Genomic DNA, 15,847 nt, shown 5'->3' on the forward strand with positions numbered 1-15,847 from the left:
CCGTTCAGCACTTCCGTTTGAACATGGCAAAACCGCGATTTTGGATCGCAGCTTCGCTTTTCCAGAACGGATTCTACGGTCGGAAGACCAGAAGAATCGTACCTTTCGGCGTTTTGAAAGGCAGCGGATTCCGCGTTTTTAGGAAACTTGGGCGTTTTGGCAAAGCACTTTAGAGAACACGCTGGCTCTGGTGCTTACTCCAACCCGGACTTGAGAGGTAAACCAATCAGTATCCGCTTTGAGGTTGGGTTGAAACGCTTAGGCTGGGAACAAATTCCCGGAGAAAACTTTTCGCCTCTTTGCCCGAAGTTTCTTTCGCAATTTCCCTCATACGAGACGAAAAAGCTTGCAAATTGTGAGCTTCAAACTTACGCTTATCACTCAAACTTGGCTGCTTTCTCTTAGAAATCGCGCTTTCAGAATTTTAGCCACAGTCCAACAGTATAGGACAGGATTGGTAAAACCGTCTACTCATTTCCTAAATTTCTTTGTTGTCGTCGTTGCAATGTCGAAAGACACCGATTTCCCAGCTTTGAGAGTTCCAGAGACAGAAGAGGCAAAACGTTTGCACATTAACAATTTGAGATACGATGATGGACATTCAATCTCACCGTCTCAGATTATGGAACCGTTGGACGAGGCAGAAAAAACAACGATCGCTGAACTGGATGCCACTTTCAAACGACTGGTAAAAGTCTGGTCTGCGGTCAAAAAATCTCGCAAGGAATGGGACTTTAAAACCTCCTCGCAAACTTTAGAGGTGCTGACAGAGGAGTTGACTCGGCTAGACGATCGTTGGCAAGACCAACAAGCGGTGATTCAAAACGCCCTGCAAGCGGATCAAGACATTGTGCAGTCGGAGACGTATCCAGCCGAGGTTGAGAACGCCCTCAAAGCGGCGGGAGTGCCTGTTAGAGGTGAGTTTCCCGTCTATGAATTTCCGCCCTTCAAGCTAACCTTCAGCCGCGATCAGGGTGTGGTGAAATTGAGCATGGGACGGCGATCGCAGCAGACCAAAGCCTTTGCGCCTGATCAACTTGCGACCTGGGTTGCCGGACAATATAGCCGCGTGATCAACAGCAAATTTGACTCGACTCGGTTCTGTCGGGAGTTGTTGAGTGCATATGAAACGCTCAATCGTTTGGCGCTGCAAAACAATGAGGTGATCTGGGGACACTCCGTTTCGCTGAAAGAGATTTATCGGCTCTTGACGCTGAAGCAATCTGTGAGACAAGACTATCCCGAACCGCTATTTACTTACGATCTGGCGCGATTGAAAGAACAACCTCAAATTCGCTACGATCGCTATCAGTTCGATTTAGAACCTTCTCGCGAAACGGCCAAGACTCTATTGCTAATTAACAGTCAAGGACAAGAAAGCCGAGTCGGGACATTAGCTATTCACTTAGTTGAAGGGTGATTTTGCGTCGATGCAAATTGATGAGTTAGATATTGAAACCATGCTGTCGGGCAAGCCTCCCGTTCATGAAGAACTGCTGGCGGCAATGACGTTGGGGCGCGATCGCTGGCTCAATCACTTACGCGATCATTATCTAGCCAATTACATTGCCGATGGGGGCAGCAAGGTCAAAGTTCTAGTTGGCGGCACGGGGACGGGCAAAACTCATCTATTGCGATGTGTATTACAAGATGCTCAAGCGATCGACTATCAAACGGTCTATCTCTCTGCACGAGAATATCGGTTGAATGATTTAACTGGATTTTATCGAGCGATTGTTCAACAACTTGACAAACAAAAATTAGTCAGTGGCTTATGTCAACTGGTGATTAAAAAGTTGGGATATGGACAATATGATGATAGCGATAACATTCTCTCAATTTTAATTGAAGATCAAGGATTGACTCGTGACTTAGCCGTGCATGAGATTAGACGAGCGATCGGGATGACATTGCGCGATGTTGACTTCGGATCTTCTTTTCGAGCCTTTGCCCATCATGTGATCAGCAATCGGTTAGTCAATGGTAACGAAGACAGCATTAAGGTAGGACTGAAATGGCTTGCTGGCGAGAAGTTAGAGCGTCATCAAAAACAAGCGACATTGTTATATGAACGACTGCAAAAATCAAATGCGCGCTATTGGTTAAATTCCCTGATCCGACTCCTTCACCTTGCAGGCATGACCGGATTAGTGGTGGCGATCGATGACCTTGAAGCCATGACCGAACGCCATCCTGAAACTCGCCGCTTTAAATACACTGCCAATGCGATCAAAGACACCTGCGAACTATTTCGTCAAATCATTGATGATGTAGAACTATTGGATCACTTTCTACTGTTGTTAGCAGGACGACGCGACATGATCGACGACGATCGTCGTGGGTTCAAAAGTTACGAAGCCCTCTGGATGCGGCTGCAAACGGGACTGTTGCCCATCGATCGCTTCAATCCACTGGCCGACATTGTAGATACCGACATTCATCTAGTCGCGCAGGGCAGAAGTTTTCCTGATCAAGTGCAAGCTCGATTAAAAGTGCTATTTGAGGAGGCAGGATATGAAGTGAGCGATCGAGAACCTCCTGATCTCTATGAATATAGTCAACTACAAGCCAAAGTGATTGAAACAACGCTAATGGCGCTGGATGAAGTGTAATGAAGTTAAAGAACTGTGTGAAAAAAGAGACTCATAGAAGAGATGAGTCAGCGAGATAAGCTACTAGTCAAAATTCTGTCAGGAGCCTCGGATACCAACATTCCCTTTGAGCCACTCTGTCAACTTTTATCTGCCCTTGGTTTTGAAGAACGCATCCGAGGCAGCCATCATATCTTCTCTAAAGAAAGCGTAGAAGACATTCTAAATCTTCAGCCCAAGCAGGGAAAAGCAAAGGCGTACCAAGTTAAACAAGTTCGCACTGTGATTTTGAAATATCAACTTGGAGGACAAGATGAAAATTAAGTACGAACTCATTATCTACTGGAGTGAAGTTGATCAATGCTTTATTGTCGAAGTGCCAGAACTGCCCGGATGTGCGGCTGATGGTGAAACTTATCAGGAGGCTGTGCAAAATGTAGAAGTGATCATTCAAGAATGGATTGAAACGGCTCAAGAATTAGGGCGACCTATCCCAGAACCTAAAGGGCGATTATCGTTTGCGTAAAGCAGCAAAATAGGGAGGATAAGCGGGTCGCGACTAAACTCAATAGATCAATATAGATCAATAAGGTGAATGCTAATGGAAAGGTATGACGCAAATCGCAGAAAGTCGATCGCCGTTGTTGAAACGCTAAGAGCCGGAATTCCGACGCGCGTCTCGACGAGAGAACTGCCTGATCTGCGATCGTCGCTCACCAATCTGATTCGTCAGGATCTAGAACAATTTTCTCAAGGGCAGCGGTCGCTCGGTCGTCTCGCCTGGGGGCCCTATGGACAAGGTAAAACTCACGCCCTGACCACAGTTGAGCATGTGGCACTGGATATGGGCTACGCAGTCAGCCGCGTTTCTTTGAGTCGCGAAGTGTCTTGTCACCATCTACTGAATTTTTATGGACGGGTGGCTTCGGTGATTCGCACGCCCGATTCTAAAATGGCAGGCTTGACCAAAGCGTTGAATTCTCGCAAAGCAGGCGATTTGTTGAATAGTCCAATTGCCGATCGCGATCGCTACAGTCATCCCCTTCCGGCGATCGTGCTTGAAGACTACTTTTTCACGTCAGGCGAAGAACAAGAGTTGCTCTATGGCGACCTGACAGGCACTCGTCTCAGCAGTCCCGAACTCAAGCGAATTCATCGAGCGGCGCGGGGCGAACCGTTGCCCAAATTTGAGACGAATTTTCGCGCAACTCAGCATGGCAGTGCCTATTTTGGAGTCATGGCGGATGCGATCGCGCTCTGTGGTTACAAAGGTTGGGTGCTGCTGTTGGATGAAGTGGAACTGATCGGACGATTGGGCAAAATTGGCCGACTTCAGGCGTATCGCAATCTCAATTGGTTGTTGAATTGGTCAAATCGCGACGTGCGTCGAGACGGCGAACATGAACTGTTTTGCCGAAATCCCTATCCCATCTATACATTTGGCGTAGTCGCTTCTAGTTTGAGAAACGATGTGTGGTTTAGCGGCACCAGTACACCCAGCGCCAAGAACGATCGCACTCAAATTCCTGAAGTTGCGGTTGAGAAGTTTGGGGCAGATGCGGGAATTGTGATGCGAGACTTTTTTGACACGGCGATCGGCTCCAACTGTCCGACGATTCGTCCGCTCGAAACTGCAAACCTGGCAACCCTTTTAGAACGATTAGTCAAACTCCACGGCACCGCCTACGCCTGGGATGCAAGCCTTGATGTCATGGAATTGGTGGGAACGATCGGCAGTCAGCCCATCCGCACCCATATTCGCGCCACTCTCGAAGCGTTGGATATTGCTTATCTCTATCACGAAAGCGTCAGACTGGGCACCACCGATCTACTAGAAGCTTCTCTACAAGAACAAGAAGATTTCTTTGCACTTTCCGACGAGTCAGACAGTTGATTCAGCGATCAGTTCACATGCAAGTTTAGGAGAGGTGAAGATTGATGCAGAAAACCGATATCATGTCATCCCCCGCCCTCGACCCAGCCAAGCATGATTGGAGCTTTGTTGAAGTTTGGATTGATCCGATGCTATCGCCTCCCTATGTCCTGCTATTACTCGGCGATCGATCGGGTAGTTGTCGTGCACATGATCCTGCTGAGGGTTACAAGGTTGTGTTTACGGGTGCAACCTATGATGAAACTCAAACCTGGTTGTTAGAAGATGAATACGAACCGATCGAAGGACGACTTTCAGCATCAGAGTTGTAGCGAATTTGTTGAAAAGAACGATAGTCCATCATTTTCTTGGGAACGTTCGATGGGTGAAATCCCAAGCATCGTCTTTTTTACCAGAGTTTGAGCGCAAATCACGCTTAGAAAACTGCCGCAAGATTTCACCACTGACAAATTGGGTGTTCATTAAGAATCTTCCAAGATCTAAGCGAGAAACTTGCATAGCTTCATAACGACTTTTGACGTAATTTGGAAGCTGTTGAACTACAAATAGTAAAGTCTCTGTATTTACATTGGGAAGAAGTTCACCTGTTCTATTTACTAAGTTTTCAAGTTTATGTCCGTAGCCTTTTTTCTCATTCTTTAGCGTATCTTCACTAATACCATTTGCTAAGAGAGCGCCTTTCAGCAGTAGCTCAGTTGAAATACAACAATTTTGAATTACGGCATATTTATTAAAGGAGCCTAGAACAGTTGCAGCAGCGGCTTCAAGTTGCTGTTTGGCTAGATACCACCATTCCACAGTTTTATCAGGTAGTTTTCCTGTCTTTTCAAGATCATCGAGTCCATAGACAAAATCTATAAGATCGATAACTTGATCAAAGAATGTCAAGCCACTTTGCTTGTTATCAAATAACCATCGCTTCGGTACATCGGGCACATCTACTAGGAGATCGACCGGATTGATTGTGGGTGAACCATAAACGAGTGGGATACGTAGAGGAAAAAATACATCTCGAAACATGAACGCCCCTACATGCATAGGCGGGTTATCAAGATCCGATGGACGATATAGCTCACTGTACATCTGGTTAATGGCATTGAAAAGCGGGTCATACTCAAACGTGAAAGTGCTACCAGGTTTCAGCCGCTCTGCAATTTTCAAGCACGCTGGTAAAGGACGTTGAAAAGGCTCCATTCCTTCTTGAATGAGTTCGTCATCTACTTCAATAACAAGTTTCAGTAAATCAGTTTCTTCAGCCACAACTGCACTCTCAGTAAAGACTCATATCATTATGTTACAAGCCTTTGGTATTCAGTTACCACTAGTCTAATAAAAGGACTTCCCTATTCCCTCAAACAACACAAATTTCACCTGTCCTGCCTTCACCCTCTTGTTGAATTGCAGGAGAATAATACATTTACAGCTACCTATTTAACAGCAGAGTAGAATGTAAGAGCTGCAATCCTCGTGAGGAGAAATACATGACATTTATACCGTCACTCACCTTGGAGTTGTGATTGTGCGAGATTGCTTGATCGTTCAGTTGAGCAAAGAGGTGAATATCAATGTCTCACTACATTTTTACTGATTCCCAACACGTTAAAGAACTGGAACGACTACAAGCGATCGAACAAGTCTTTGATCCAGCCAGTCGCAAACGAATTCAAGCAACGGGAATCACAACAAATTGGCGATGTCTTGAAGTGGGAGCCGGAGCCGGATCAATTGCTCAGTGGATGGCATCTGTTGTCGGAGAAAATGGCAAAGTGGTTGCGGTTGATTTAGACACTCGTTTTGTAAATAACATTCAACTGCCGAATGTCGAAGTGTTGCAGGCTGATATTCGCAGTCTTCCACTTGAAGATCACTCTTTTGATCTGGTTCATGCCCGCTATGTTCTCATTCATATTTCAGACTTTCAAGTTGCTTTGTCGAGAATGTTGGATTTGCTGAAACCAGGGGGATGGATTGTGATCGAAGAGCCTGACTTCTCGGCAGCAAAAGCGATCGTCGGAGAAGAAGCCGCCTATCAATCTATGAATCGAGTTAATCAAGCGATCTTTCAAATGTTCGCTAATCGAAATATGGATTATGCACTAGGAATTAAATTACCCGCTATCTTTCAGCAGCTTGGCTTGCAGCCGTTAGTAGAAAATGATGTTCCCATCTCTCCTGGCGGTTCAGGAATCGCATCGGTTATGAAACTATCGACTCTGCAACTTGCAGACAAATATATTGCAACAGGGGAAGTTACTCAAGAAGACATTGAGCAATATTGTTGGTTTGCAGACGATCGCAATTCCTGGGCTATCTACTATGCCACTATCGGAATCACAGCCCAAACAAATGTATAAACTTTGTCTCGCTTCTACATTTTTTGTAGCACTTTACGAATCGTGTCTGGAGTCACTTGATTCGTGACGATCGCTTTCCCAATTCCTTCAGGCAACACAAATCGCACCTGTCCCGCTTTCACCTTCTTGTCGGATTGCAGAGAGTGGATAATTGCCTCAATGTCTAAACCTTCTGGTAACTGAGTCGGTAAACCTGTTTTTTTGATCAGAGCAAGCTGATGATCGCTCTCTTCCTGCGTCCACAAGTTCATCTCAACAGCAATTTGACCGACCGCGACCATGCCGATCGCCACCGCTTCTCCATGATTGACGATTCGATATCCCGTCAGACTTTCGACGGCGTGACCGATCGTATGACCATAGTTGAGAATTTCCCGCAGTCCCGATTCTTTTTCGTCTTTGCTGACGACGTGAGCTTTTGCCTGACACGATCGAGTCAGAATCTCTTGTAGCAGTTCGTCGCTGATGTAGCGGAGTTGATCTAATCGGGGCGCTTGTTCTAGCTGCTCAAATAAATTAGCGTCCCAGATAATTCCGTATTTAATCACTTCCGCCATTCCCGCCCGAAACTCTCGCATCGGCAACGTTTTTAGCACCTGCGGATCAATTAACACCAATCGAGGCTGATGAAATGCGCCAATCAGATTTTTGCCTCTGGGATGGTTGACTCCCGTTTTGCCGCCGATCGCCGCATCCACCATCGATAATAAAGTCGTCGGCACCTGCACTACATTGATCCCTCGCAGCCAGGTCGCCGCCGCAAAGCCTGTCATATCGCCGATCACACCACCGCCCAAAGCAACCATTGTGGACGATCGCTCCAGGCGATTTTCTAGCGCCGCATCATAGATCTTTTGCAACGTAGCAGGCGTTTTGTAGCGCTCTCCCGCAGGTAGAATGCAGCGATCCACACTGAATCCTGCTTGAGTTAGTGAATCTATCAGCCGTTGACCATAGCAGCGAAAGATGGTGGGGTTGGAAACCACTAGAATTTTTTGACCCAGTTTCAACGGCGTTTCTGCATCTGTAATCAGCTTGCCGACGCGATCGACGCTCCCTGGCGCAATGGTGATCTCATAAGACTTTTCGGGCAAAACAACCGGGATGACAGACTGCATGATGACTTTCGCGAAAATACCTTGTACTTGATCTTACTTGATGTGAACTTCTACAAATGGCGATGCGTTGTTCTGTATAGTTTTGTTAGAGGTTGAAATTGGAGACGAATTCTATGTCCGCAGTGATTGCTTATGTCGGTCTGGTAGGTGGCGCGATCGCGCTTGCCCTCACCTTATTTTTCGCATTCCGCGCTATCAAACTTATCTAGTGCAAACTGGCAACGGATGATTGACTTCAACTGTCCGTTGCTCAAGCTACTTGGGTCGTGCGCTCAAAGATCTATCGACTAAAGCAGATCGACCCGTTCTACGAGGAATTCCGCTTAACTTCAGCACGTCATACAGCGTTGCACAGTAGGTCGGCATTCCAAACGTGGCAGGAGTCGCGGGATTTTGGTGGGTGAAATGGCGATAGTGCAGAGAAAAGCGCTCCCAGTCACCCATCTGAATCCGAAATAGAAAAATGAAGAAATCCGCCAACCACAGCGAAAGGGGAATGCGAAAGTAGATTCTTTGGTTGAGATAGACGCAGGCCTCTTCGATCGCCTGATTTACCGTCAGTTTCTCATTGCCCAAAACCAGCTTGCGCGGGCCAGCCGCAGTCGGCGGGTTCTCGACCAAATGCTTCACGACGAGGGCGATATCTTGACCATGAATAAAGTGAAAGCTGCCATCAACGTCTAAAAAGCGAATTAGCTTAATCCAGCGCACCACTTCCCCCACCCCCAACGACACATGGGAATAGGGATAGCGATCGCCTCCCCCCAAGACCAGCGTCGGAAACAGCGCCGTAATTTTGGATGCGATCGCTAACTTCGAGAGTTCTTGAAAACAAACATACTTCGATCGCACATAGTCTGTGCCAAATTCTCCGGCTTCTTTGAGCAGTTGATTGTTGCGATCGAGCACACTAGCCGTCGAGAAATAAATCACCTGCTGACACACATCCGGGTCTAACAGCTTCATCAACCGCAGCGTACTCAGCACATTCACATCATTAATCTCATCACCGCCCCAAGACGTTGCCGTCAAAATCGCGCAATCGATCGTCTTCAACAGAGCGCTGTGTTGCTCAATGTCTCGCAAATCTGAACGAACGATCGTCACACCAGGCCGAACATGAACATCAAACTTGAGCTTGTCAGGATCTCTGACCATCAAGAACAATTCGTGCTCGGTTTCTTGAATTAAAGTTTCAGCAATATAGTGACCAATGCAACCACTCGCACCTGTCACAAAGATTCGCTTTGAAGTCATGGGGAAGGGATGAGGGATGAGGGGTGAGGGATGAGGGATGTAGGAGTCATTAAGCTATCAGTATGAATCATGAGTGTATGAGTTCATAGAATAAACGCAAACACTGAAACTCGAACCAATCATTCAATTCATCCTTCATCCCTCATCCTTCATCCCTAACAAGAGGTCGCCAGTAACTTATCAACCTGTTTTGCAGTTTCAAAGAAGAACGCCGCATTTTCTTCAGGTGTAAGTGGAAGAATACCATGACCTAGGTTCAGGATGTGTCCCCGATTACCAGCTTTGCGAATCGTATCGAGAATACGATCGCGAATGAACGCTTTTGAGCCAAACAACACGCCCGGATCGAGGTTGCCCTGCACTTTCATGTCTCTGCCGAGGCGCGATCGAGCGTCTGCCATATCCACCGACCAATCGACGCTGACAATATCGGCACCTGATTTGCCCATCCGCTCCAGCACGCCTGCACTGCCGCTCACCAACAGAATCAACGGCGTATCGGGGTGAGTTTCTTTAACCTGACGAAAAACGCGCTGCTGATAAGGCAATGCAAAGGTGTCATAGTCTTGAGGGCTGAGTTGTCCCGCCCACGAGTCAAACATCTGCACCACCTGCGCCCCGCAGTCGATTTGGTAGCGGGTGTAAATCGCGATCGCGTCCGCCAATTTCCCTAGTAGCTGGTGTAGGATTGTCGGATCAGAAAAGGCCATATTCTTGATCACCGAATAGGTTTTGGAGCCTTTGCCCTCGACGCTATAGGCTGCCAGAGTCCAGGGTGCGCCGACAAATCCCAAAACGGTTGAGCGATCGCCCACTTCGTCGCGCAGGGCTTTGAGAATCGGCTTGATAAAGGGCATCGATTCTTCGGGTTCAAGCGGGCGCAAGTTGTCCACCTGAGCTTGAGTGCGAATGGGGTCATCAATGATCGGGCCTTTGCCTTCGGCGATGTCCATGTCGATGCCGAGTCCGGGCAAGGGAGTCACAATGTCAGAAAACAGAATCACGCCATCGGGTTGAAAAGCCCTCCAGGGTTGAAGAGAAACCTCGATCGCGACTTCTGGAATCTCAGACCGTTCTCGAAAAGACGGGTATTTGTCTCGCAGATCTCGATAAGCTTTCATATAGCGACCTGCCTGCCGCATCATCCAAACGGGGGGACGATCCAAGGCTTCTCCCCGCGCTGCTCTTAATAAAAGTGGAACCCCCGCCATTTCGACCTCTTTAACCAGTATTTGAATTCATTTGTCAGCTTATCACCGGGGGGATCGGGTTTCGTGTGTAAGCGGCTGAATGTAACGGTTTTGAAATAGAAGGGAGCGTAAAGCAATCTCTTCGAGCTACCTGCAAGGAGTCGCGCCCATTTCTTTTAGCGTCAACTTGATGAAGTTTTTTCGCTTCGTTGCTCAGAACTTCTGCCTCCCAAGCTGCCAATTCTGTAGGACTTCTAGACAAGATTGGCGGTTCAAAGTCTCTTATTTGTGGAAGATTTGCGGTGAAAAATAGCAGCGAAGTCTTTCATCAAATTCACCGCCTTTCACTCTTTCACTAAAGCTTCGTCGAGGAGGCGAGTCATTTGCTCGATCGCTTGATAAACCTGCTGAAATCGCTCTTGTTTTTTGGTGCAAGATTCGTCGTAGCGTTCGAGCAGTTCGGTGGCGGTTTGAATGATGGTTAGGGGAGTGCGAAAGTCGTGAGAAACGGCTTCCATAAAGCGAATTTTCTGGTCAGATGGCTGACAAATTTCTGATGGAGGGTCAATTTTTTGGGTCAACCCTAACACTCGCATCGGTCGATTTTCTGCATCAAAACAAATGCGCCCCTGATTGCGAAGCCACTGAATTTTGGCATCCGATCGAATCATTCGATAGTCACTGACATAATCACAGCGCGTAATTAATGCCCGAATCGCTTCTAAATTAAATCGAACGCGATCGCCCGGATGAACCTGCTGCAACCAAGCTTCGTAGTTGACGGGAACGGCCGCGATCGAACAGCCCAATACAACCTCTAAATTTTGAAACCAGCAAACCTGACTTGTTGAAATATCCCATTCCCAGGCGGCGATTTGAGAAATTTGTAAAACGCCTCGAAGTCTCTCGATTTCATTGTCTGGCAGCGCGAATGAATTGTCGGTTTGATCAAGCCCTGGGGGTTTTGTTTCGATCGTCATTTCTTAAACCATATCTTTTAAAACTAAAAGCCTCACACTGTTTTGCGGGAAGGAGTTGAGTATCGATCTCAAGTGGTGAGCTTTATCAAGTACCAATTTTCAGAGACTATTTTCAGAAACTTCAGAAACTAATGTGGGAACCAAATTAATTATCAATTTGTAGCGTTTTGGACTCCCTTAGTTTTGCATGTGCTGTTTGTGACCAGCAGGTAACTATACCTTAATCTTTCTACAAGGTATAATTGTGTAGCCTAGCGCACAGTCTTAGTCTGATGTCAGTTCGATGAGAGTGAGTCGCTTCGTTTCGATCAGCTTCAGCCCCCTAAATCCCCCAAAATTGGGGGACTTTGACCCAGAGAAAGTTCCAGAGTTCAAAGAAATTATGCTGATTCAAAGTCCCTCAGAATGGGGGATTTAGGGGGCGAATCCCTTGGCAACGAAGCGAAAAAGTTTATCGAACTGACTGCTCAGTCGCTCCCAGGGTTCTCAAAGTGGCTTTTTGCGCTTCGGTTAAACCTGTCACTCCGCAAATGTTCATCGCTTCATAAGGTCGAAGATTGCGTAACACGCGCACACACTCGCCGGAGGTCGCGTCCCAGAGACGAATGGTTTCATCTTCGCTGCCGCTGGCGATCAAGGCTTCTGGCATTTTTGAAGAACGATCGGCTTCCGCAGACATCTCCTTGCGATCGGCTTCCGCAGACATCTCCTTGCGATCGGCTTCCGCAGACATCTCCTTGCGATCGACTTTGTTAGATATCTTTTTGAGATCGCGTCGATAGTCCGCCGACCAGATGCGCGCCTCATGCCCCTGCAACACTTGCTGACACTGGCCCGTTTGAGCATTCCAAAATTTGACGGTGTGATCAAAGCCACTGCTGATGATCTGAGTTTCGTCTGTGTTGAAGTGAGCCGATTTTACACAGTCGCGATCGTGCATCACCCGCAAACATTTTCCAGTATTAACATCCCAAATTCTGATGGTGTGGTCATCGCTGCTGCTGACTAACGTGTTCTGGTCTGCACTAAAAGCCACCGAACAAATTCGAGCTTGATGACCATTGAGCGTTTTTAGACACTGCCCTTTGTGAACATCCCAGAGTTGGATCGTGTGATCTTCGTCGCCACTGGCAAGCTGCTGACCATCAGGGCTAAAGGTAACCGTCCAGATGCGGCTGGGAGTCGCCAATACCTTGAGACAGTCGCCCGTCTGAGTGTGCCAGAGCCGAATCGTTTGATCAGAGCTGCCACTGGCTAACAAAATGCCATCAGGACTCATCGCCACCGACCAGACCCAATTGGTATGTCCGCGCAAAATCTTGAGACACTGCCCTGTTTGGCGACTCCAAAGCCGAATCGTTTGATCAAAGCTGCCACTTGCGAGACTTTGCCCATCAGGACTAAACGCCACCGACCAGACCCAGTTAGTATGTCCGTGCAGGGTCTTCAAACAGTCTCCAGAAGAAACTCCCCAGAGTTTGACGGTGTGGTTGGCACTGGTGCTGGCGATCGCTCCCCCATCGGGACTAAACGCCACCGACAACACAAAATTGGTATAGCCCTGCAACGTTTTGAGGCACTCCCCAGTCTGGTGATTCCAAAGGCGAATCGATTGGTCAGCGCTGCCACTCGCCAGAAGCGAAGCATTGGGACTAAACGCCACCGATCGCACCGCTTCGGTGTGTCCTTGCAAGGTTTTGAGGCACTTTCCGGTAGAGATATCCCAGAGCTTGAGCGTACGATCGAAGCTGCTGCTCACCAATGTTTTTCCATCTGCATGAAAGGCTAAAGAACGTACCTCACTCGTATGTCCGACTAGTGTTTTGAGGCATTCCCCTGTCTTCACATCCCAAAGCTTGATGGTTTGATCTTCACTTCCGCTTGCAATCAGAGATCCATTTGCGTTAACAGTCACTCCTCTGATGACGCTTTGATGTCCAATTAATGTGCGATCGCATTCTCCAGTTTGAATATTCCAGAGTTTTAGGGTGCGATCGTCGCTACCGCTGACCAGATCTCCAGTGGGGCTAAAGGCGATTCCACAGATCCAATGTTCGTGTCCTTCGAGGATTTGCACACAGTCTCCCGTGTGAATGTTCCATAAGCGAATGGTGCGATCGGAGCTACTACTGGCCACAAGCGATCGAGTTGGACTAAATGCCACCGAGATCACCCAATCGGTGTGTCCTTCTAGCGTTTGCCAACAGTGTCCGGTTGCGACATCCCAGAGTTTTACCGTCTTATCGCCACTGCCACTGACGAGCGTTTTGCCATCGGGACTGAAAGCGATCGAACAGACCCAATGCTGATGTCCGTGGCAGGTGATTAACTTTTGCCGATTTTGCAGTAAGTTCCCCTGCGGATCGCTAACGCGCCAAATGTGAATTTCTCCAGCCGTGTCGCTGGCCGCTAAAAGCGTTCCATTAGGACTAAAAGCCACTGACCAGACGTTGCCCAAAGTCTCCGAAAACACTGATCTACTTAAGTCAGAATTCGCAAAATTCACGCGGTGCAACTGGATGCCCTGAAGGTAAGCTTGCCAAATTGTTAAGTCCGAAAAGTCCCAATCGCTCAAGTCTGAATGGGATTGATTCAACAAGTTAATGATGTTACCTGCGCCGTATCCAGAAGTGCCTTCAAGCTGATTTCGTAGCCGATTTAAGAAGTGTTTAAGCTGACGTTCTACTTCTGGTTTATGATGCGACGCAAGAAAGCGATCGAGCAGTGGCTTAACGATCATTCGCACCTGACTTTCTCGAACATGATCTTCTACGGTTGCTTTCATCAAGGCGTGAGTGTGGAAGAGCGGAAGTTTTGAGCTTTTGATTGAATCCGCCCAAAGTTCTCTATAGATTTGCTCGATCAAGCGATCGGTGACATACTCCATCACCACAGGCTGTTGCGTAAATTTTGCGCCCTGCTTTTCCACGAGCGGCCGTCGAGCCAGCGATGCCAACGCCTCCATCAAATAGCGACGAGGCACCGGAGGAACGAGATCTTCAGCGAGATCTGAGAGCGATGCGCCTTCTCGATCGATAGTCAACCAATACATGATCTGCTTTTCGAGATCAGAGAGGCGATCGAACTGCTGATCCAACAGGTCAGAAATATCGCCAAAAACTGCTGTTCCATGTTTGAGAAATTCGGATACGTCGCCATCAAACAAGTCTTGAATCGTCGTCGCCGCAATCTTGAGCGCCAGAGGATTCCCCGCATACATTTCAATCAGTTGCCCAAAAACGGCCTCGGTAGCAGACAGGCGCTTTGTTTTGAGTAACTCGATCGTCTCTAATGAATTGAGACCCGTCACTTTGAGCGATCGGATCGCCATCCCTTCTAGCGCCACCACTTCTCTCGGTTTCTCACGGCTGGTAATCACCACACAGCTTCGATGCAGCGTTTCGCCAATCCGTTTGAACAGGTCACCGTAAAATTCGTACCCGATCGGGTAATGTCCAGCTTGTTCGCCCGTCCCTAAGATAGACTCAACGTTGTCCAAGATCAGCAAACAGCGGTGTTGTCTTAGATAATGCATCAGCCTACCTAACTTGCCGTCTACCGAATCTGGGAGTTCTGTTTCTTGCTGCTGAGAAAGAAATTGGATCAGATCAGACAAAATGGTTTCGACCGTTGGCGCGTCTCTAAGCGATCGCCAAATCACATACTCAAATTGGTTCTGCAATCGCTGCGCTAGTTTGACCGAGAGAACGGTTTTGCCCATGCCGCCCATGCCTAAGATGGCAATTAGCCTGGACGAAGTGGCCCACTGTTCTAAAATTTCTAGCTCATGCGATCGACCACAAAAATTGGACAGATCAATGACTTCGCCCCAATCCTGATAAGTCGAATCAGAGCGAGAAGAAGGAGAGGGAAGAAACGATGAGGGAGGAGTTAGCTCTTTTGGTTCAGAAGTCCCGATCCGTTGGCGCAGGACAACTCGAAAGTTATTTTTGGTCACCCGTTGTCCGACCAGTTCAGAAATCAGTTGCCACAGTTGAGAACCGACCAGCTTTACATAGTCAGCGTCATAGCCCTCGGTAGTGGCGATTTGTTCATAGGTTTGACCCTCCCAAGCGCGACAAAAAACAGTTTCTTGCAGATGGGTCAGGCGTTGTCTTCCGAGCAGACTATCCAAAACGATCAGTGCTTCTTCGATGGTCATCGGACTGCACCCCAAAATCTCCTGATTGACCGCGATCGTGGACTCTTCACCAATCGATCGTGATCTTCATTAAGTGATCCAAGTTGGCTACGTAGATTTCCGGTGATAGAGAATAAAACAATCCGTAAGATTACAGACTTCTAAAATCTAGAATCTCACGCTTTTCTAGGAAACTAACATTTAACTAACCTTTCCTTACGTTGAGCGATCGCAACTTCTAACTTTTCTCCACCGTCACGGGCAAAAGTTTGGTTTAGCTTCGTAAGTAAGTTCACGGAATGCTTCGCCGCAACTTTCTGGA

At 47.6% G+C, this 15,847-nt stretch carries 14 protein-coding genes; 8 read left to right on the plus strand and 6 right to left on the minus strand.

Annotation, left to right across the window (positions count from 1 at the left end; all coding sequences use genetic code 11):
* Positions 1-505: 505 nt before the first annotated feature.
* From ACJ2PR_RS11715 to ACJ2PR_RS11740, 6 genes are all read left to right on the plus strand, one after another.
* Entirely contained in the window at positions 506-1,420 is a 915-nt protein-coding gene (locus tag ACJ2PR_RS11715) for a hypothetical protein (RefSeq protein WP_446877115.1), read from the plus strand.
* Positions 1,421-1,430: 10 nt separating this feature from the next.
* Positions 1,431-2,612, plus strand: coding sequence for a BREX system ATP-binding domain-containing protein (locus ACJ2PR_RS11720; protein WP_446869768.1), 1,182 nt, complete (start codon positions 1,431-1,433; stop codon positions 2,610-2,612).
* Between the two features lie 42 nt (positions 2,613-2,654).
* The gene (locus ACJ2PR_RS11725) at positions 2,655-2,915 is read left to right on the plus strand and encodes a type II toxin-antitoxin system HicA family toxin (RefSeq protein WP_446859514.1); all 261 of its coding nucleotides are present in this window, start codon (positions 2,655-2,657) and stop codon (positions 2,913-2,915) included.
* Positions 2,905-3,117 carry a type II toxin-antitoxin system HicB family antitoxin gene (locus ACJ2PR_RS11730; protein ID WP_446859515.1) on the plus strand — a complete coding sequence of 71 codons (213 nt, stop codon included), beginning with the start codon at positions 2,905-2,907 and terminating at the stop codon, positions 3,115-3,117. The genes ACJ2PR_RS11725 and ACJ2PR_RS11730 overlap by 11 nt, the downstream gene beginning before the upstream one ends.
* A gap of 75 nt (positions 3,118-3,192) precedes the next feature.
* Positions 3,193-4,485 carry a BREX system ATP-binding domain-containing protein gene (locus ACJ2PR_RS11735; RefSeq protein ID WP_446877116.1) on the plus strand — a complete coding sequence of 431 codons (1,293 nt, stop codon included), beginning with the start codon at positions 3,193-3,195 and terminating at the stop codon, positions 4,483-4,485.
* Between the two features lie 44 nt (positions 4,486-4,529).
* Positions 4,530-4,796, plus strand: a complete 267-nt coding sequence (locus ACJ2PR_RS11740; RefSeq protein WP_446877117.1) for a hypothetical protein — start codon at positions 4,530-4,532, stop codon at positions 4,794-4,796.
* A gap of 28 nt (positions 4,797-4,824) precedes the next feature.
* Here ACJ2PR_RS11740 and ACJ2PR_RS11745 read toward each other — a convergent pair whose 3' ends face one another.
* Positions 4,825-5,745: a hypothetical protein gene (locus tag ACJ2PR_RS11745; RefSeq protein WP_446877118.1), complete on the minus strand. Its 921-nt coding sequence runs from the start codon at positions 5,743-5,745 to the stop codon at positions 4,825-4,827.
* Between the two features lie 305 nt (positions 5,746-6,050).
* On the opposite strand from ACJ2PR_RS11745, the gene ACJ2PR_RS11750 reads away from it, so the two are divergent.
* A complete protein-coding gene (locus tag ACJ2PR_RS11750; RefSeq protein ID WP_446877119.1) occupies positions 6,051-6,839 on the plus strand; it encodes a class I SAM-dependent methyltransferase in 789 nt (262 codons plus the stop codon).
* 14 nt (positions 6,840-6,853) lie between these two features.
* Here the strand turns inward: ACJ2PR_RS11750 and aroB are convergent, their stop codons facing one another.
* Positions 6,854-7,957, minus strand: a complete 1,104-nt coding sequence (gene aroB / locus ACJ2PR_RS11755; protein WP_446877120.1) for a 3-dehydroquinate synthase — start codon at positions 7,955-7,957, stop codon at positions 6,854-6,856.
* A 113-nt stretch (positions 7,958-8,070) separates the two neighbouring features.
* Here aroB and petL point away from each other — a divergent pair, with 113 nt between their 5' ends.
* Positions 8,071-8,166, plus strand: a complete 96-nt coding sequence (gene petL, locus ACJ2PR_RS11760; protein WP_446859522.1) for a cytochrome b6-f complex subunit PetL — start codon at positions 8,071-8,073, stop codon at positions 8,164-8,166.
* 46 nt (positions 8,167-8,212) lie between these two features.
* Here the strand turns inward: petL and ACJ2PR_RS11765 are convergent, their stop codons facing one another.
* From ACJ2PR_RS11765 to ACJ2PR_RS11780, 4 genes are all read right to left on the minus strand, one after another.
* A complete protein-coding gene (locus tag ACJ2PR_RS11765; RefSeq protein WP_446877121.1) occupies positions 8,213-9,214 on the minus strand; it encodes an NAD-dependent epimerase/dehydratase family protein in 1,002 nt (333 codons plus the stop codon).
* Positions 9,215-9,369: 155 nt separating this feature from the next.
* Positions 9,370-10,425, minus strand: coding sequence for a uroporphyrinogen decarboxylase (gene hemE / locus ACJ2PR_RS11770; protein WP_446877122.1), 1,056 nt, complete (start codon positions 10,423-10,425; stop codon positions 9,370-9,372).
* Positions 10,426-10,748: 323 nt separating this feature from the next.
* Complete coding sequence (locus ACJ2PR_RS11775; protein ID WP_446877123.1) at positions 10,749-11,384, minus strand: PAS domain-containing protein; 636 nt, start codon at positions 11,382-11,384, stop codon at positions 10,749-10,751.
* Between the two features lie 451 nt (positions 11,385-11,835).
* Positions 11,836-15,546 carry a WD40 domain-containing protein gene (locus ACJ2PR_RS11780; protein WP_446877124.1) on the minus strand — a complete coding sequence of 1,237 codons (3,711 nt, stop codon included), beginning with the start codon at positions 15,544-15,546 and terminating at the stop codon, positions 11,836-11,838.
* Between the last annotated feature and the right edge of the window lie 301 nt (positions 15,547-15,847).

Source organism: Phormidesmis sp. 146-33, assembly GCF_052939515.1.